Source organism: Aquibacillus kalidii (assembly GCF_014280935.1).
In the GTDB taxonomy this organism is placed as follows: domain Bacteria; phylum Bacillota; class Bacilli; order Bacillales; family Amphibacillaceae; genus Aquibacillus_D; species Aquibacillus_D kalidii.
This window is the reverse complement of the sequence record NZ_JACLZI010000064.1, coordinates 39,642-58,634: the sequence shown is the minus strand read 5'-3', so window position 1 is coordinate 58,634 and position 18,993 is coordinate 39,642. Positions and strand designations below refer to the sequence as shown.

The following is an 18,993-nucleotide window of genomic DNA, read 5'->3' as shown; positions in this document are numbered from 1 at the left end:
ATGAGTGAAGAAAATCTATTTTTTCAAATGTTAAAGGAAGTAAAACGAAAGCTATTGGTAAAAGAAGCGATACGGATCTGTTATAATGGATTAATTTATCTGGCAGGCATCGCATTGGCCTGGACGATATGGAGTCGCATTTTTATCGTTCTTTATCTAGAGTGGAAAATTGCATTAAGTGCTGTAGTAATAGTTGTCGTTTTACTTGGCTACTTTTGGAAGCGAAGACCTTCAGATCTAGATGCAGCTAAAGAGTACGACAAAAAAGGGTTAAATGATAAGGTTGTAACAGCTTTTCAATTTTTAGATGAAAGCTCACCAATCGCGTTAATCCAACGTAAAGATTGTTTAAACAGTATGAAAGAAATGCTGCCTATTATTAAAAGTGAAAAGCTGCAATGGATGTACTGGAGGAAGATGTTTCTTTTCTTACTGTTTGGTTCTCTAACATGTCTTGGTCTTTTATTTCCAAATGAAGTAATGGAGACGGCAAATAATAAAGAAAAAGATAGAGAAATATTAGAAGAGCAAAAGGAAAAGGTGAAAAATTTTGCGGATGAACATGAAGAAAAAGTAGATGAAAAGACCAATAAAGAATTAGAAAAGCTTTTAAAAGAAGCTCAAAAAGAGAAGAAGGCCTCAGAATTAAAGGAAGATATGCTTCGAGCGGAGAAAAAGTTGGATGAACTAAAGAAAAAATCGGAGCAAAAAAAACAATCTCTTCAATCTTTGAGTGAGAAGTTGAAAGGGAATAACTTGGATAAATTAGCTCAAGCATTAACCAATCTGGATAAAAAACAAATGGAAAAACAAATGGCTGATCTAATGAATCAGTTAGAAGGATTGAGTGAAGAAGAATTACAAAAGCTTCAAGAACAGATGAAACAGGCTGCTGAACAACTCGGGTTAGAGTCACCTGAGTTAGCTAATCAAGAATTATCCAAACAAGAGCTAGAAAAATTACTTACCTCCATGGAGGAACAAATGGCTGAACTTCTAGAAGAGGCTGCTAAGGAATCTAGCTTAGCGAAGGCGCAAACTGATCTTCAACAGTTAGCACAGCAGTTAAATCAACAATTACAGGCTGCTGGGCTTAGTCCTTCAGGCAAATTAGCTTTTTCCGGCAGTGGTAGTTCAGGATCAACACAAGGTAATAGTTCATCTGGTAGTAATACCTCTAAATCTGGAAATGGTTCGGGTAGCGGAGCATCCGGGGCAAGTGGTTCAGGGAATGGATCTGGTAGTGGTTCGGGAGCAGGTTCAGGAAGTGGATCAGGTTCGGGCTCAGGAAGTGGATCTGGCTCAGGCTCGGGTTCGGGAAATGGAGCAGGACTAGGTGCTGGAAATCATGATTTAACTGTACCGAAGCAACTGGAAGGTCAAAATAATACAGAAGTGGATAACGGTCAACTTGGAGAGGGTAATAGCGAACAACAAATTGCTCCAAATGCCCCTATTCTACCTGGTGAGGTTCGTTCTTATGGAGAAGTTTATCAGCAATATGAAGAAACCTACCGCCAAGCTATGGAAAGGAACGACTATCCAGATCATTTACAATCTATTATAAAAAGTTATTTTTCGGATATAGACCCAGGGGGAGGAACAAATTAAATGGATACGATTAGTGAACAAGCTATTACGGACGTAAAAAAGAAAATGAAGGAAATCAAAGCAGAAATTGGACGATTCATTGTCGGACAGGATGAGGTACTTAATCAACTCCTTTGGGGGATCTTTGCACAAGGTCATGTACTTTTAGAAGGGTTACCTGGGTTAGGTAAAACAATGCTAGTTCGAAAAATTTCAGAGGTTATGAATTTACAATTTTCTCGAGTTCAATTTACACCCGATTTGATGCCCACGGATATTACAGGTACGAATATGATTCAACCGAATGAATCAGGTGGACAGTCGTTCGAGTTTTACGAAGGGCCATTGTTCTCAAATATAGTCTTGGCAGATGAAGTTAACCGAGCCACGCCAAAGACTCAGAGTGCTTTATTAGAGGCTATGGGAGAAAAAACAGTGACAGTAATGGGGGAAATGAGAAAATTACCTTCACCTTTCTTTGTTTTAGCTACACAAAACCCAGTTGAGTTGGAAGGGACGTATCCTTTACCAGAGGCACAAATGGATCGGTTTATTATGAAGATAAATGTTGCTTATCCAAGCCGTGACGAATTAAGAGAAATAGCAAAGAGAACAACTAGTCCTACTCAGGTAGGATTAGAAAAATTGATGGACGCAGCTTTTGTTCTTGAGGTACAAGAGATGGCAAAGCATATACTTGTAGCAGATAGTGTCTTAGACTATGCCGTGAATGTGATTATGGCGACACATCCGGGAGATAGCCACGCTTCCGAACAAATTAACCAATATGTACAGTACGGTTCAGGACCAAGGGGACTACAAAGCATTATTGCTGTTGCCAAAGTAAGGGCACTTTTTGATGGGCGCTATAATGTTTCAATAGGTGACATAAAAGAGGTAGCTTGTCCGGTTTTGCGCCATCGAGTTTTTTTGAATTTTGAAGGGGAAGCTGCAGAAGTAAAACCGGAAGATCTGATAAATGGGTTACTTACTTTAATAGAAGAGAGGTCGTGAATTTCGTGAGTGATCTTCTATCGCCAGTATTAACGAGAAGACTATCAAACTACAAGATTATATCTAAACGCTATGTACGTGGAGGGCAAAAAGGGGAAAGGAGATCACAGCGTTTAGGTTCTTCATTAGAGTTCTCTGATTACCGGACATATAATCCTGGAGATGATTTAAGACAGATTGACTGGAATACATATGCGAGATCAGGAAAGTTTTATATTAAACGGTTTTTAGATGAACAAGAATTAGATATCACTATTTATTTAGATTGTACGAAGTCAATGGCAATAAATAATCATAAGTGGCTTAGAGCAAAACAAATGGCCGCCGTATTCAGTTTTCTGAGTCTTGCAAATTCAGACAGAGTGATGATAAAGCCTGTCGCGTCATCATCACGATCGTTACCATTTACAAAGGGCAAAGCTATGACCAAGAAAGCTTTAACCTTTATGGATCAAGTTGCTGTTGCCAATGACAGTAAATCCTTCGGTGATTGTTTATTGCATTCCATAAAAGAAGGGAAGCATGGTGGACTTCATATCATGATAAGTGATTTCCTAGACAATCCTGAGCACTTGTTCTCCGCTATCAAAAGGATGCAAGCTAAACGTCAGCAAGTTCTATTGATTCAAGTATTATTACCAGAAGAAAAACAACCGGGATTTGTTGGTGATGTTAAGTTAATTGATGTCGAAACAATGGGGGAACGCCAGGTGTCTATGTCCCCAAAGGTGATGGAAAATTACAGGCAATTGCTACAATCTCATATGCTATCCATTAGTTCTTTCTGTCGAGGTCGTGGAATTGATCTAATTCCATGTACAACTTCAACTGCATTAGATGAAACCGTTTTTTCAACACTAATGGGTAAAGGTTGGATTGGGAGGTGAGGCTATGGGGGTTCTAACACCCATTTCCTTTGTGTTTTTAATGTCAATTCCACTATTATTGCTGCTTTATTTCTTTAAAAAACAATACGAAAATCAACCGATCTCTTCTATATATTTATGGGAACAAACCATGAAAGAGTGGGAAACAGACCGTTGGTGGAAAAGACTGCAGAAAAACATCTTATTACTTTTACAGCTGTTATTTTTATTGTTTATCATTATAGCCTTAACGCGGCCCTTTCTAGATGGAAAGGAAGTATTTAGTGAACATGTAGTAATTATTATGGATACTTCTGCAACAATGTCGGTCACAAATGGTTCTGATTCTAGGTTTCAATCTGTTAAGCAAGAGGCGAAGGAATTAGTAGATAAGTTGGGGGACGATCAGCAAGTTAGCCTAATAGAAGCCCAAAGAGCCCCAATACTACTCGCATCTAGTGAAACGGACCTACCAAATGTTGATCATCTCTTAAATGAGATGGAGATATCCTTCCAGCATGAGAATATGGTAGATAGCATTCAATTGGCTCAGTCTTTAATTAAAAATGGAACAGGAGAGATTCATATTTTCACTGACCATTTACAAACGGAGCAGTTGAAAGAATTAGATATAACGAGTGATATCGTTATACATAATCGTAGTGTGTCATCAAATAATCTATCGTTAACTACGTTTGGAGTAAAGCCTTCGGGAGAAACTGTAGCCGCAATTGTAACGATTGAAAATCAAACTGCGGAAGAAAAGGAATTTACCCTGTCGATTGAAGGGGAGGATGGAAAAATAAAACAGCTTACAGATAAACTTGCTGCGGCCGAACAAAAGACACTCACTATCAATGATTTACCATTACATAATCATTATACGGCAAAGTTAGATGATGATGACTATGACCTTGATAATACGATCTATGCGTTACTACCTAAACAAACAACTGACACTGTGTATTTAGTTGGAGATACGAATCCTTTTGTAGAAAAGGCTTTAAATTCTGCTAGTATAGATACGGTTGTGGTTACGAAGAATGATCAAGGTGAATATGCTTATCCCGATAACGAGCAAGTAAATACTTATATAGTGTCTAATGTAGAAGCCGACAAATGGCCTAAGGGCCCCAAAATAATTCTATCTCCAAAGATCGGTGGTCCTTTTGCAATTAAAGAAAAGAAGGATCTTTCCTATAGTCTCCAATCGGAGTCTAGTGAGCCTATATTGCAATTTAGTAACGTCAAATCTATGTATTTAAGTAAAGCTTTTCAAGTTGGTGATTGGCAGGGTCTTAAACCTATCGTAAAGAGTGGAGAAGAGGGAGTCATAGCGAAAGGAAACTATCAAAGATCTCCTATAGTTTTGTTTGCCTTTGATATCAACGATTCTGATTGGCCTTTGCACCCAGGTTTCCCAATACTACTGGCCAATAGTATCCACTATCTGTCTGCTGATCAGGAGACACTGGGGTATTTTACACCATTGGAATCAATGACTATCAATCTATCACCAACAACGGAAAAGGCAATCATCGAAACGTTAGATGGGGATGACCTTTACCCGATTGTTTTAAATCAAAAAGAAACGCTTGTTCCGAAAAGACCAAGTATGTATCAACTACATGAGCAGACATCATATGGTTCTGAGTTTCGTCCATTTGTAGTTCAGTTACCTGATGAAGAAAAAATCATACGATCGGTAGATTCCTTTTCATTGAATAGGAAAGGTGAAGCGAGCGATACAAAGACGTTATCCAAATTAGAACTTTGGAGAATTTTTGCGGCAATTGCTCTTCTAATTTTGTTTATCGAATGGGAGGTGTATCGACGTGGCATTTCAAGTCGATAATCCCCTGTGGTTACTGGCCTTCATACCAATGGTCTATGTTTTGTTTTTATTTTCAAGAAAGAATATGAATTTGTTTGGAAGTCGTAAAGTAATACTTCTTATATTAAGATCTATTATATTTAGCTTCGTTATCCTTGCACTTGCTGGGGTACAAATACTTATTCCTATCCAACATATGACAACAGTATTTGTAGCAGATCGTTCCCATAGTATGATGGATCATGAAAGTACTATTATCAAGTCTATTAATGAATCTGTTAAACAGAAACAATTAGATGATAAAGTTGGAGTTATTTCCATCGGATCACATGCAACTGTTGACTCCCCTTTAACAGAACGAATGAGTGGTATTTCCGAATTTCAAACAGACATTAATAAGTCCTTTACAAATATTGGAGCAGGTTTGCAATTAGCTAGCAGTTTATTTTCTGGTAATAGTAAAGGACGAATTGTTTTATTGAGTGATGGAAATGAAAATATAGGAGATGCTGTCAACCAAGCTACTTACTTAAAGAAACGGGGATACACGGTTGATGTATTGCCTTATGATACAGTGTACCAGGCGGATGTTGCCATTGATTCATTTGAGGTTCCGGAGACAATTTATCTTGGTGAACAAGCCAAATTGTCCATGACTATTAATAGTAATATAGAGTCAACCAGTCAGATTAGAATCAAGGAAGATGGAAAGCTAATTGTTGATCAAGCGATAGAGATAAAGGAAGGTACGAATCAATTATCTTTTCAACAGTTGGTTGTTGAAGATGGTTTTCATACTTATACAGCAGAGATCATAGCTAATGGTGATGAAGTTGTTGAGAATAATCAACTTTCAGCGTTTGCTGAGACAAGAGGATTACCACATGTACTGATTGTGGAAGGGAAAAAAGGAGCAGCAAATAATTTACAGCAATCATTACAATCATCTGCTCTAAATGTAAAAACAATTGAACCAGCATTATTACCTGGGCAATTAAGTAATTACCTAAAATACGACACGATTATTTTTAGCGATGTTTCAGCTACCTCCGTTTCTGGAGAACAAATGGATATGATCCAAACGGCAGTAAGAGACTTTGGTTTAGGATTTATTATGACAGGGGGAGACCAATCGTTTGGTGTTGGTGGGTATTATAAAACCCCAATTGAAAAGTTATTGCCTGTTGATACAGATATTAAAGGTAAAAAGGAGCTGCCTTCACTTGGTCTAGTCATTGTTATGGATAAGTCTGGCAGTATGATGGGCAACAAGATTGCGCTAGCAAGAGAAGCAGCTGCGCGTTCCATTGATTTACTACGTGAAAAGGATACGTTAGGTGTAATTGCCTTCGATTCCGTTCCGTGGCAGGTTGTGGAAACGGGACCTATTACTGATAAGGAGGCTGTCATGGATAAAGTTCGTTCCATAACAGCCAGTGGTGGTACGGATATCTTCACACCAACAGGTCAGGCATATGATCAATTAGAACAACTAGAATTGAAGCGAAAGCATATTATTTTATTAACTGACGGACAATCCGGAACTACGTTAGATTATCAGGAAATGATCAAACATGGAAAAGAAGAAGGGATTACTCTGTCAACAGTGGCAATTGGTATCGAAGCCGATGGGGTACTTCTTGAAGAAATGGCTACATTAGGTGATGGTCGTTTTTATCTCGTACAAAATGATTCGAGTATTCCAACTATTTTATCGAGAGAAACTGCCTTAATTACGCGAACATATATTGAAGATAATCCTTTTTTTCCAAAGCTAGTTAATGGATATGAGTGGACTGACTATTTCTCTGAAGGCGTACCTGAAATGAATGCGTATATTGCAACAACACCAAAAAAGCGAGCGCAAGTTATGCTTGTCAGTGAAAAGGATGACCCGGTTTTGGCCCGTTGGCAATATGGACTGGGAAAAACAGTGGCATGGACCTCAGATCTATCAGGTAAATGGGCTGGAACATGGCCAACTTGGGAATCTTGGTCACCACTATGGAATGATGTTGTAACGTGGACTTTCCCGCAATACGAATCAGAGCCTTACCAACTGAACCAAACATTAGAAGGAAATCAGGTAAAGTTGAATGTCACATCACCAGATCAGGGGCTTTCAAAACTAAATGCGAGTTTGGTTAATGAAAAGGGGTCAACGGTAGACCTTCAATTACAACAAAAGGCACCGGGAGAGTTTGAAGGGGTCTTTACTTCCGAAGAACCAGGTGTGTATTTCTTACAATTAACGGAAACAGAGCAAGACAAAGTAGTAGGTTCCTTTAAAACCGGCCTAGTAGTACCTTATTCCCAAGAGTATACATTTCAACCTACTAATAAAGAGCTATTACGGCAAATTGCTGAAGCTGGTGGAGGAACAGTTCTATCAGATCTAGATCATGCATTTTCTGAACGAGGAATCGAACCCCATTATGAGAAACAAGATGTGTTCTTTTGGCTGCTAGTAGCGTCACTTTTGTTATTCTTACTAGATGTGGCTGTTCGTAGATTTAGAATTGATTTTAGCTTTATTCGACATAGGGGAAATAGCCGTAAAGCGAAAACAGAAATGAAAAAAGGAAAAGAAAAGGAAAGGTCATCACAGCTTAGCCAGCTAAAGCAAGCAACGAAGAAGGGGAGTTATCGAAAAGTAGAATCTCGAACTTCCAATCAAGAACAAAGACGAACAGTTGAACCAGTTATAGTCAAAAAACAGTACGATAGGCTTAAAGTTGAACAAAAAGATAAACCGAAACTTGAAAATGATACAAAAGGCCATAAGTCTGAAAGCAAAGAAGATCGATTTGCCCGATTGCTAGATGCAAAAAAAAGAAAGTAAAACCCAGCAGTACTGCCAATTATTTGGCAGTGCCAGCTGGGTTTTATTATTCTTACATTAAGTCATAAACTGATTCTTCAAAATAGAGCCAGTGGAAGTACTCAATTTGTTCATCCGACATTGATAGAACTTCATCTTCGTTAAATTTTTTAAAGTCTAATAGGTGTTCAATTTTGTAGTTACGTTCTATTTGGCTCATCGTAAATCCTCCTTATAAACCTTCCTTGAAAGAAGTGTTTATTTAGTTTGTAATCGCTTACCAATCTTTCTTACTTTTATTATACATCTCGAAATGAGATTAAACAAATATCATTTCGAGATGGATTTTTGGAAAAGTGATGCAAGAAAGACATTTATTTCTGTTCGACAAAACTCGGGTGGTGACAGGCACCTATCAATTGCTCTAAAATGGAGGGTGAAAATGGAAAAGGAGTGATTAATGGATGGTTAATAAGGTACAGTTAGGTAAGTCGGAGTTACAAATTCATCCGATTGGGTTAGGGACAAATGCTGTTGGTGGTCATAATTTATATCCTAACTTGAATGAAGAGGCTGGCAAAGATTTAGTCCGAACAGCATTACATAATGAAATGAATTTTCTAGATACAGCTTTCATTTACGGACCTGAGCGTTCAGAAGAGTTGGTAGGACAAGTGATAAAAGAAGAAGGTAAGCGAAAAGATGTCATAATTGCCACAAAAGGTTCGCATAAGCTGATTGGTAAAGAACTAGTGATGGATAATTCACCAGAGTTTTTAAAGCAAGCCGTAGAAGGTAGTTTGAAACGTTTACAAACAGATTACATTGATTTGTTCTATATACACTTTCCTGATGAAGATACTCCGAAGGCTGAGGCAGTTGGTGCTTTGAGCCGCTTAAAGGAGCAAGGTAAAATTAGGGCAATAGGCGTATCAAACTTTTCACTTGAACAGTTGAAAGATGCAAATCAGGATGGCTATGTCGATGTTTTCCAAGGTGAATACAATTTACTGCAGCGTGAAGCAGAACAAAAACTGCTCCCTTATACTGTGGAAAAAGACATTTCCTTTATTCCATATTTTCCGTTAGCATCTGGATTACTGGCAGGCAAATATACGAAGGAAATGACATTCGATGACCTTCGGAAGGATATGCCTCATTTCCAAGGCAATGCCTTTATTCAGAACTTGAACAAGGTGGAACAAATTAAGCGAATAGCAGATAAACATGAGGCAGAAGTTGCTCATGTTGTACTGGCTTGGTATTTAACGCGTGAGGGAATAGATGCCTTGATTCCAGGTGCTAAAAACGCTGGCCAAGTACTCAGTAATCTAAAAGCCTTAGAGGTTCAGTTATCAAAAGCAGAAATAGAGGAAATCGATCGTTTGTTTATTTGAAAAAAGTCATGGATAAAGGCGTAGGGTGCCAATTTATAGTAACCCTACGCTTTTTTTTATTGAGGGTAAACTAGTAGTTAGATAAAACCGATATATTTTATTCGAACAACCTTTAAATTATAATATAGATAACTTCACGGAACAATCTCTAAGGTTAGGGGGGCTATAGATGAAAAAAACAATAGGTATTCTAGCGCATGTCGACGCAGGGAAAACAACCTTTGCTGAACAACTACTTTATCATACTAATAGCATTGGTCAAAGAGGGCGTGTTGATCATCAAAGTGCCTATTTAGATAATCATGACATTGAAAAGGCTAGAGGTATTACAGTATATGCTGATCAAGCAGTTATCTCCTATCAAGATTCTACTTACTATTTAGTAGATACACCCGGGCATGTCGATTTTTCTCCTGAAATGGAAAGAACCATTCAAATAATGGATTACGCAATAGTTATGGTTAGTGCAGTTGAAGGGGTTGAAGGACATACCGAAACGATCTGGCAATTGTTGAGAAGGCACGCGGTCCCGACCTTTTTCTTTATTAATAAGACAGATCGTGTTGGTGCTAACGTGGAAAAAACGATAGATCAACTTCGTACAGACTTATCCATTGATATGATAAATATGACCAATCATTCCATACTAGAAAAATGGAATGAACAATTAACGGAGTTCGTCGCAGAGCGTGATGAAACGCTTTTGGATAAATATTTGACTGGAAACTTTGATCAAATGTTAGGCTTACATACCTTAAAGAAACTAATAAATCAAAGTCGTTGTTTTCCATGTTGGAGTGGATCAGCATTAAATGATGAGGGGATTATGGAATTTTTTCAGTCATTTGATCAATTAACTAGTACCAATTATCCCGAAGATGAAGTTTTTTCTGGTCGCGTCTACAAGATACGGCACGATAAAAATGGCAACCGTATTACATTCATAAAAGCATTAAGTGGTACGCTTCGAGTTCGTGATGAAATTAATTATCTTCACGGAGAACATGAGGTAACGGAAAAGGTAACGCAACTAAGGGTTTATAAAGGACATCAATACGAAACAGTTACTCAAGTAGAAGCCGGACAATTGTTTGGAGTGCTAGGGTTATCTCAACTGGCGGTAGGGGATGGGATTGGCCTTTTGAATGGGAAAACGTTTTTTGAGTTAATTCCTACATTACATACTAAAATTAATGTAGATCCAAGCTTGAATATAAAAGAGGTGTATGCTTGTTTTCAACTATTAGACGCGGAAGATCCTTCCTTACAAGTAATATGGGATGAAAAACTTCAGGAGATTCACATAAAGGTGATGGGCGTTATTCAACTAGAGGTACTCGAGCATATAGTCGAAGAGCGGTTTGGGTATAAAATTTCCTTTGGTGATCCGGAAATTTTGTATAAGGAAACAATAGCTGATTCTATTAAGGGCTATGGTCACTTTGAACCTTTAAAACATTATGCAGAAGTACACCTGTTAATGGAACCACAATCAAGAGGAAGTGGAATAACTTTTGAAAGTAAGTGTCATCCGCATGACTTAACAGTTGGAAACCAGAATCTTATCAGACATCACTTGTTTGAACGTGACCACCATGGCCTATTAACAGGCTCGAGCTTAATGGATGTAAAGGTAACGCTCTTGACTGGTAGAGCGCATACGAAACATACTTCTGGTGGTGATTTTAGAGAAGCTACTTTTCGGGCATTAAGACAAGGGCTAGAGCAAGCCACCAATCTATTACTAGAACCATATTACGATTTTAAGATCAGAGTGGATACAGATCATATGGGTCGAGTACTGTCGGACATTCAACAAGCTTATGGTACTTTTAAGGAACCGGATATGCAGGGAAATAAAGTAACGATTACTGGAAAAGTACCTGTCGCAACCTTTCTGAATTATAGTACAGAATTTGCTTCTGTTACTCAAGGGAAAGGGGCTCTGTCCCTAAGGTTTGGTGGGTATGATCAATGCCATAATGCACAAGAGGTTATAGCAAGAATCGGCTATGATAAAGATGCTGACCCATCCTATACATCTACGTCAATATTCTGTGCAAAAGGACATGGATACAAAGTTACATGGGATCAAGCCGAAAAAGAAATGCACATTTCTAGTTAAAAGAAAGTTTAATGACAGTCTTGGATATAAAAAAGAAACACTACCCTGCTTTTAGAGGTAGTGTTTCTATCTATCCTTACATTAAGTCATATACTGATTCCTCGAAATAGAGCCAGTGGAAATATTCAACCTGTTCGTCAGACATCTCTAAAACAACTTCTTTACTAAATTTGTTTTTCTCCAACAAGTGTTCTATTTTGTAATTACGTTCTACTTGGCTCATTGTAGATCCCCCTTGATAAACCTTCATAGCTTGAAGTGTTTATGTAATCGCTTTCTTTGTTATGTGACTATTATATATCTCAATTGGAGATTAAACAAATATCATTTTGAGAACGATTATAGGGAGAGTGATACAGATTTAGTATTTACCGAAATTAGCCCAAATTAACTAGGATTATGTATCCCTAGCTATGGTAATATATGAGGGTAGCTTTTTTGATTTTAATTTGGGGATGGTTATAGGTGAGAGTTAAGATAATAGTAGCCCTTTTCTTCCTTTTATTTGTGTCTGCTTGTTCAGATTCTTCTCAAATGAAGGTTGAAATAGATAGGGGTAAACTAACAAATACACTTTTTGTACAGAAAATTCAAAGTGATTCATCACAAGAATTATCTAAAACAATAATAAACGAAAAACAAATAGCGGAAGTAATCAATAAGATAGAAGATATAGAAATAGAAGACATGGATAGTTCGACGATTTTAACAGAAATTAAAAGTGAGAACACGTATATGTTTAGTTTTATTGAGGGGAAGGCTGATCATACTGGAAAGCCGACTTACGTGTTTTTTGCAAATGAAGAAGGATATTTTTATTTTTCTACCATGAAAGATAATAAAATTAAACTGACAAGTAAATCTGTGGCTAAACATAAAGAGATATTAGACGAAATTAATAACATACTTCACGTAGACTTTTAGGGACTTGGACTGTTAAACATTATAATCGCAATTTTGCCTGTTAAAGTATCAAGATAGCTTTCCTTTTCCATACTAGTTAGGAAGAAAAAATCTTCAAACTAGAAAAAAGGAGTTGTCTGTGATGGGAAAAGATCGTCAAGAAAAAAAATTACGCGAATCAGGAAGAGTAGAATCCGATCGAGATCAAGGATTAGATTACGGTGGTGCTACAAGAGTCGAGGCACCAGAACAAGCAAACAAGCGACGAAAATAAGCTTTATAACGCAATCCCCATTTACTATACGAGTAAATGGGGATTTTTTTGAGGCAACGACTTAACACAATCTCTTTTGAATAATTAGCATATAAACCCGACCTAACTTAAGTTTATATACTTTTTGTCTACAAAATTGTCAAAAGTCTGTAACAGTTATATTAGTTTTTGTGATATTTATCACAGATTGATTTTGATAACGAGTTCTAAAATATAGTTAGATGAAAAATTACTAAATTGTTCCATATCCATATGTGAAAAAGCGAACATAAAGTAAACAGAATGAAGGAGGATTTGTATGGATGCAGTCATGTTATCAAGGATTCAATTTGCTTCAACAACACTATTTCACTTTATTTTTGTACCATTATCGATTGGATTAGTATTCTTAATAGCTATTATGGAAACTCTTTATGTTTTTAAAGGTAATGAAATGTACAAAAAAATGGCTAAATTCTGGGGACAACTATTTTTAATTAATTTTGCAGTTGGAGTGGTTACAGGTATTTTACAAGAGTTTCAATTTGGAATGAACTGGTCTAACTATTCTAGATTTGTAGGAGATGTGTTTGGGGCTCCTTTAGCAGTGGAAGCGTTGCTTGCCTTTTTTATGGAATCAACATTTATCGGATTATGGATTTTTGGTTGGGATCGTTTATCTAAAAAAGTTCATCTTTTATGTATTTGGTTAGTATCATTAGGCACTATTATTTCTGCATTTTGGATTTTAGCTGCAAACTCATTTATGCAGCATCCAGTAGGCTTTGAAATTAACAATGGCCGTGCTGAAATGAACGACTTCTTTGCGTTAATTACTAATCCGCAAGTTTTAGTGGAATTTCCTCATACTGTATTCGGTTCGTTTGCAACAGGTGCCTTTTTGTTAACAGGTGTGAGTGCATTCAAATTACTTAAAAAACAAGAGGTAGAATTCTTTAAAAAATCATTTCTTATCGGCATGATAGTGGCTGTTGTTTCGGGAATGGGAATTGCGTTTACTGGTCATTACCAAGCGCAATATCTGGTAAAAACACAACCGATGAAGATGGCGGCAAGCGAAGGTCTATGGAATGACAGTGCTGATCCTGCACCTTGGACGTTGGCTGCCCTAATTGACACGGAGAACAAAGAAAATTCTGCTGAAATTAAGGTTCCTTACCTTTTGAGCTATTTATCTTATAGTAAGTTTAGTGGTGTAGTAGAAGGGATGAATACCCTGCAATCTCGTTATGAAGAGAAGTATGGGGAAGGGAATTATATCCCACCTGTCAAAACAACCTTTTGGAGTTTTCGTATTATGATCATAAGCGGAGGTCTAATGATCGTACTAGCATTGTTTGGAGCGATTCAAGCGTTAAGGGGTAGGTTAGAGACAAGTAAAAAATATTTAAAACTGATGGTTCCAGCAATTTTCTTACCACTTATCGGAAGTGCAACTGGGTGGATTATGACAGAAATAGGCCGTCAGCCTTGGGTGGTTTTTGGCTACATGACAACCGCTGACGCTGTCTCACCAAATGTAAGTGCTGGTCAAGTTTTGTTTTCATTAATCACTTTTAGTGCTATTTACTTACTTCTCGCGATTGTAATGGCATACTTATTTATTCGAGTTATAAAAAAGGGTCCAGTAGAAGAAACGCAAGATACACATCACACAGCCGATCCGTTCGATGGAAAAGGGGGGCACGCATATGCTAAATGAGTTATGGTTTGTTTTGATTGCTATTTTATTTGTGGGATTTTTGTTCCTAGAAGGATTTGATTTTGGAGTTGGTATGTCTGTTCGTTTTCTTGCTAAGACAGATGCAGAACGTCGGGTATTAATTAACACGATAGGTCCTGTTTGGGATGGGAACGAGGTTTGGTTAATAACTGCTGGTGGAGCAATGTTTGCAGCATTCCCAAATTGGTATGCAACTTTATTCAGTGGGTTATATCTACCACTCGTATTTATGCTACTATTACTAATTGGTCGTGGGGTAGCATTTGAGTTTAGAAGTAAGCTAGAGAACCCAAGATGGAGAAATACATGGGACTGGACTATTTTTGTTAGTGGATTGCTTAATCCTTTTCTATGGGGAGTAGTATTTGCAGCTTTTCTTAAAGGACTTCCAATAGATAATGAGATGAATATATATGCTTCTTTATCTGATGTTGTTAATGTGTACACTGTAATAAGTGGTATTGCTGTTACTTTACTGTGCTTTTTACATGGATTATTTTTTATCACATTAAAAACGACAGGTGACTTGCAAAATAGAGCACGTTCATTGGCAAAAAAGTTAGTCGTTACAGTTGGACTATCGTTAGTAGTATTTGTAATAGCTTCCTATTTTAATACAGATATTTTTAAAGCAAGAGGCGTTATACTAATTCCAATTTTTCTATTCATCGTATTAGCAGTCATCCTTACTAGTATATTTGCAAATAAAAGAAAAGATGGTTGGTCATTTGTTATGACGGGACTCACCATTGGTTTAACCGTTTCTTCTGTATTTATTGGGTTATTCCCACGTTTAATGGTTAGTAGTTTAGGTTCTGCGTTTGATTTAACTATTTACAACGCTGCCTCTGGACATTATTCCTTAAAAGTAATGACTATTGTTGCTGTTACGCTACTTCCTTTTGTACTAGCTTATCAGATTTGGAGCTATTATATTTTCCGGAAACGCGTAACACAAAATGAGCATTTGGAGTACTGATGGGTAGAGACTTACTAGCATATAAAGGAATTATGAAGGTACTGGCTAGTGTACTATTCATCACATTGATAGAAGTAGCTTCAATTATTTTACAGGCTAAATTGCTTTCTACCTGGCTATTTCAGTTATTTAATGGATCTATTTTCCGAAAAACGCTGACGATAGGGATACTATTTATCACTACATTTGTCATAAGACACTTCGTTGTTATGATCAAAAAGAAAATAACGTTCCATTATGCTCAGCGAACAAGTATAACGATGAAAAAACAGCTTTTAACGAAAATTTTTGAGCTTGGCCCCAAGTTTACAAATAAACAAGGGACAGCTAAGCTTGTCACTTTAGCGATGGAAGGCACAACACAAGTACGTACTTATTTAGAATTACTGATTCCCAAAATGGTAGCAGCCTTTGTAATTCCTGCGGTAATCTTTATCTATGTGTTTTTTCAAGATAAGCTGTCTAGTATCATTCTATTTTTAACATTACCAATTATAGTTGCCTTCATGATATTACTTGGATTGGCAGCTAATAAAAAAATGGAAAAACAGTGGGATGACTATCACCTACTTTCTAATCACTATCTAGATTCCTTGAGGGGCATGGAAACGTTAAAATATTTGGGTTTAAGTAAGAAGCATGGGGCTACAATTGACGATGTAAGTGATTCTTACCGAAAATCAACTATGGGAACTTTACGAATTGCTTTTTTATCATCTTTTGCATTGGACTTTTTTACTATGCTATCCGTGGCGTCTGTTGCTGTAGGTTTAGGGTTACGACTGATAAATGGGGAGCTACTGCTAGATGTAGCTCTTCTTATCTTAATTTTATCTCCTGAATTTTTTTTACCAATTAAAGAAGTAGGCTCCGATTATCACGCTACTTTAAATGGACAGGAAGCTGCAAAAGCAATTCGTACGATTATCGAAGAAGAAGAGAAGGACGAACTCGTCGTTTCCTCTTCAAAAGGGTGGAACCGTTCAAGTATTCTTAAGTTATCATCAGTAAATTACGCTCATGAAAATGATCAACAAAGCGCCTTGTCTTCCATAGGATTTCAGGTGAAAGGCTTTGAAAGAATTGGAATTGTTGGTGCTAGTGGGGCTGGAAAATCTACGTTAATTGATATCTTAGGTGGTTTTTTACAGCCAGATCAAGGTACATTTCGAGTCCATGACCAAATCCTACCGACTCTAACTTCTAATGGATGGCGAAAGCAAGTGACCTATCTTCCGCAGCATCCTTATTTGTTTAGTGATTCGTTGGCAGAAAATATTCGTTTCTATAATCAGGATGCTACTAGGGATATGGTTGAAAAGGCAGTCGTTTCTGCAGGGCTAATCGAAATGATGAAGAGCTTACCAAACGGCTTGGATGAAGAAATTGGCAATGGTCAAAGGTCTCTGAGTGGGGGGCAAGAGCAACGGGTTGCTTTAGCAAGAGCGCTTGTAAGTGATCGTCCTATTTTACTTCTTGATGAACCAACAGCCCATTTAGATATTGAAACAGAATATGAATTAAAGGAAAAGATGCTAGGTTTATTTGAAAATAAATTGGTCTTTTTTGCTACACACCGCTTACACTGGATGGAACAAATGGATCGAATTATTGTTCTAAAAGATGGGGAAATTGCGGAAATGGGAACGCTTGATGAATTAATGAAACTAAAGGGAGAATATTACTCACTTATACTAACGCAACTGGAGGGTATTCAATGAAAACATGGCTAATCCCATATGTGAAATTACACTATAAAGGATTATTACTAAGTATATTTCTCGGACTATTCGCTTTATTTTGTGGGTCTGCTTTAATGTTTACATCTGGGTTTCTTATTTCAAAGTCTGCACTTAGACCGGAGAATATTTTGATGGTCTATGTACCAATTGTAGGAGTTAGAACATTTGGTATTAGCCGAGCGGTGATTCAATATCTTTCTAGGTTAAGTAGTCATCATACTATTTTAGGAATACTATCAGACATGCGAGGTAAACTTTATCGAGTACTGGAACTACAAGCAGCCTTTTTACACTCTAGATTAAAAACGGGTAGTGTTTTGGGAGTTCTAGTTGATGATATTGATCATTTACAAGATCTATTTATTAGAACTATCTTACCAAGTATCGTTTCGCTAGGTATGTATGCTACTGTCGTATTATCTCTGGGATGGTTTGATTGGACATTCGCCATATTAATCGCTTGTTATGTATTTCTGCTAGTAATCCTAATTCCTATTGCATCATTAGCATACTTACGAATTAGTTTAAAGTTTATAAAGAAAGATCGTAACATTCAGTATCAGGAATTAACTGATTCTACTTTAGGAATACGAGATTGGATGGTAACGGGTAGACAATCGGAATTAATTAATCAATCCCAGGTAAAAGATCAAATCGTAACTCGTTTGGAAGCAAAGGCTAAAAAAGTAAAAAGACTCCGGGACTTTATTAGCCAATTAGTAATCGGAGCAATCGTTATATCGATGGTTTATTGGAGTAGTGGCATGGTTGGATCCGACCGCCTATCCGTTACTATGATTGCAGCTTTTGTATTAGTAACCATTAGTATTTCAGAGGCTTTCTTACCTGTTTCAGACGCAATAGAGAAGCTTCCTGAGTATAGTGATTCGATTCATCGGTTAAAACAGCTAGAGGAACATATTGGGGAAGACGATAATCATGAATATCAAACTCTTTCGAATAATAACATGTTGATTAATCTTAAAGATGTATTCTTTAAATATCCTGATTCTGAACGATTTGTATTAAATGGAATTGATTTAACTATATCCCAAGGGGAAAAAATAGCGATACTCGGAAGAAGTGGAGCAGGAAAATCTAGTATCGTACAATTAATTACAGGTGTAAGAGGTGCTACTCAAGGACAAGTTGAGATAAATGGTTATTCACCACAAGCAATTGGTGATTCGTTATTTGAAAAAATATCTGTTTTAAATCAGCGACCGCACCTTTTTAATACAACAATTTATAATAATATTCGTCTAGCTAATCAAAATGCGGCAGCAGAAGAAGTTTATGAGGTTGCCAGAAAAGTAGGGTTGTATGATTACATTATGACTTTACCTAAAGGATTTGACACACATATGTCTGAATCAGGAAGCATTTTTAGTGGTGGACAACAGCAACGCATTGCGTTAGCTAGAACCTTGTTAAAAGGCTCATCGGTTGTGATCCTTGATGAACCGACAGTAGGTCTAGATCCAGAAACGGAGTCAGCTTTGCTAACTACCATTTTTACCGCACTACAAGATAAGACATTAATATGGATTACGCATCATTTAACAGGTGTACAGAAGATGGATGAAGTTATCTTTTTAGAAGACGGGAAAATAGTCATGAGAGGTAGTCATCAGGAGTTAATGAAAAAGGACGCTAGATATCGCGGATTGTATTATTTGGATGTTCCTAAGTCTGTCAGGAAGTACCTATCAGGTATATAGTTAG

At 37.2% G+C, this 18,993-nt stretch carries 15 protein-coding genes; 13 read left to right on the top strand and 2 right to left on the bottom strand.

What is annotated here, in order from left to right; genetic code table 11:
- From H7K77_RS20025 to H7K77_RS20005, 5 genes are read left to right on the top strand one after another with little or no spacing between them, the layout of a single operon-like run.
- Complete coding sequence (locus H7K77_RS20025; RefSeq protein WP_186580625.1) at window positions 1-1,611, top strand: hypothetical protein; 1,611 nt, start codon at window positions 1-3, stop codon at window positions 1,609-1,611.
- Window positions 1,612-2,604, top strand: a complete 993-nt coding sequence (locus tag H7K77_RS20020; RefSeq protein WP_186580623.1) for an AAA family ATPase — start codon at window positions 1,612-1,614, stop codon at window positions 2,602-2,604.
- A gap of 5 nt (window positions 2,605-2,609) precedes the next feature.
- Window positions 2,610-3,491, top strand: a complete 882-nt coding sequence (locus tag H7K77_RS20015) for a DUF58 domain-containing protein (protein ID WP_186580621.1) — start codon at window positions 2,610-2,612, stop codon at window positions 3,489-3,491.
- A 4-nt stretch (window positions 3,492-3,495) separates the two neighbouring features.
- Window positions 3,496-5,325 carry a vWA domain-containing protein gene (locus H7K77_RS20010; protein ID WP_186580619.1) on the top strand — a complete coding sequence of 610 codons (1,830 nt, stop codon included), beginning with the start codon at window positions 3,496-3,498 and terminating at the stop codon, window positions 5,323-5,325.
- Window positions 5,306-8,146 (top strand): VWA domain-containing protein, encoded by a 2,841-nt coding sequence (locus H7K77_RS20005; RefSeq protein WP_186580617.1) that lies wholly within the window; start codon window positions 5,306-5,308, stop codon window positions 8,144-8,146. The genes H7K77_RS20010 and H7K77_RS20005 overlap by 20 nt, the downstream gene beginning before the upstream one ends.
- Window positions 8,147-8,198: 52 nt before the next feature.
- On the opposite strand, the gene H7K77_RS20000 is transcribed toward H7K77_RS20005, so the two are convergent.
- On the bottom strand, window positions 8,199-8,345 hold the full coding sequence (locus H7K77_RS20000) for a BH0509 family protein (protein WP_186580615.1): 147 nt from the start codon (window positions 8,343-8,345) through the stop codon (window positions 8,199-8,201).
- A gap of 244 nt (window positions 8,346-8,589) precedes the next feature.
- Between H7K77_RS20000 and H7K77_RS19995 the strand changes: the two genes are divergently transcribed.
- Complete coding sequence (locus tag H7K77_RS19995; RefSeq protein WP_186580614.1) at window positions 8,590-9,522, top strand: aldo/keto reductase; 933 nt, start codon at window positions 8,590-8,592, stop codon at window positions 9,520-9,522.
- 169 nt (window positions 9,523-9,691) lie between these two features.
- On the top strand, window positions 9,692-11,647 hold the full coding sequence (locus H7K77_RS19990; protein ID WP_186580612.1) for a GTP-binding protein: 1,956 nt from the start codon (window positions 9,692-9,694) through the stop codon (window positions 11,645-11,647).
- A 76-nt stretch (window positions 11,648-11,723) separates the two neighbouring features.
- Here H7K77_RS19990 and H7K77_RS19985 read toward each other — a convergent pair whose 3' ends face one another.
- Window positions 11,724-11,870, bottom strand: coding sequence for a BH0509 family protein (locus H7K77_RS19985; protein WP_186580610.1), 147 nt, complete (start codon window positions 11,868-11,870; stop codon window positions 11,724-11,726).
- A gap of 242 nt (window positions 11,871-12,112) precedes the next feature.
- Between H7K77_RS19985 and H7K77_RS19980 the strand changes: the two genes are divergently transcribed.
- From H7K77_RS19980 to cydC, 6 genes are all read left to right on the top strand, one after another.
- Window positions 12,113-12,571: a hypothetical protein gene (locus H7K77_RS19980; protein ID WP_186580608.1), complete on the top strand. Its 459-nt coding sequence runs from the start codon at window positions 12,113-12,115 to the stop codon at window positions 12,569-12,571.
- Between the two features lie 121 nt (window positions 12,572-12,692).
- Window positions 12,693-12,824 carry a YpzI family protein gene (locus tag H7K77_RS19975; RefSeq protein WP_186580606.1) on the top strand — a complete coding sequence of 44 codons (132 nt, stop codon included), beginning with the start codon at window positions 12,693-12,695 and terminating at the stop codon, window positions 12,822-12,824.
- A gap of 298 nt (window positions 12,825-13,122) precedes the next feature.
- Window positions 13,123-14,526, top strand: a complete 1,404-nt coding sequence (locus H7K77_RS19970) for a cytochrome ubiquinol oxidase subunit I (RefSeq protein ID WP_186580604.1) — start codon at window positions 13,123-13,125, stop codon at window positions 14,524-14,526.
- Window positions 14,516-15,526 (top strand): cytochrome d ubiquinol oxidase subunit II, encoded by a 1,011-nt coding sequence (gene cydB, locus H7K77_RS19965; RefSeq protein ID WP_186580602.1) that lies wholly within the window; start codon window positions 14,516-14,518, stop codon window positions 15,524-15,526. The genes H7K77_RS19970 and cydB overlap by 11 nt, the downstream gene beginning before the upstream one ends.
- Window positions 15,526-17,247 (top strand): thiol reductant ABC exporter subunit CydD, encoded by a 1,722-nt coding sequence (cydD, locus tag H7K77_RS19960; protein WP_186580600.1) that lies wholly within the window; start codon window positions 15,526-15,528, stop codon window positions 17,245-17,247. Before cydB ends, cydD begins: the two co-directional genes overlap by 1 nt.
- On the top strand, window positions 17,244-18,989 hold the full coding sequence (gene cydC / locus H7K77_RS19955) for a thiol reductant ABC exporter subunit CydC (RefSeq protein ID WP_186580597.1): 1,746 nt from the start codon (window positions 17,244-17,246) through the stop codon (window positions 18,987-18,989). The genes cydD and cydC overlap by 4 nt, the downstream gene beginning before the upstream one ends.
- Window positions 18,990-18,993 lie beyond the last annotated feature (4 nt).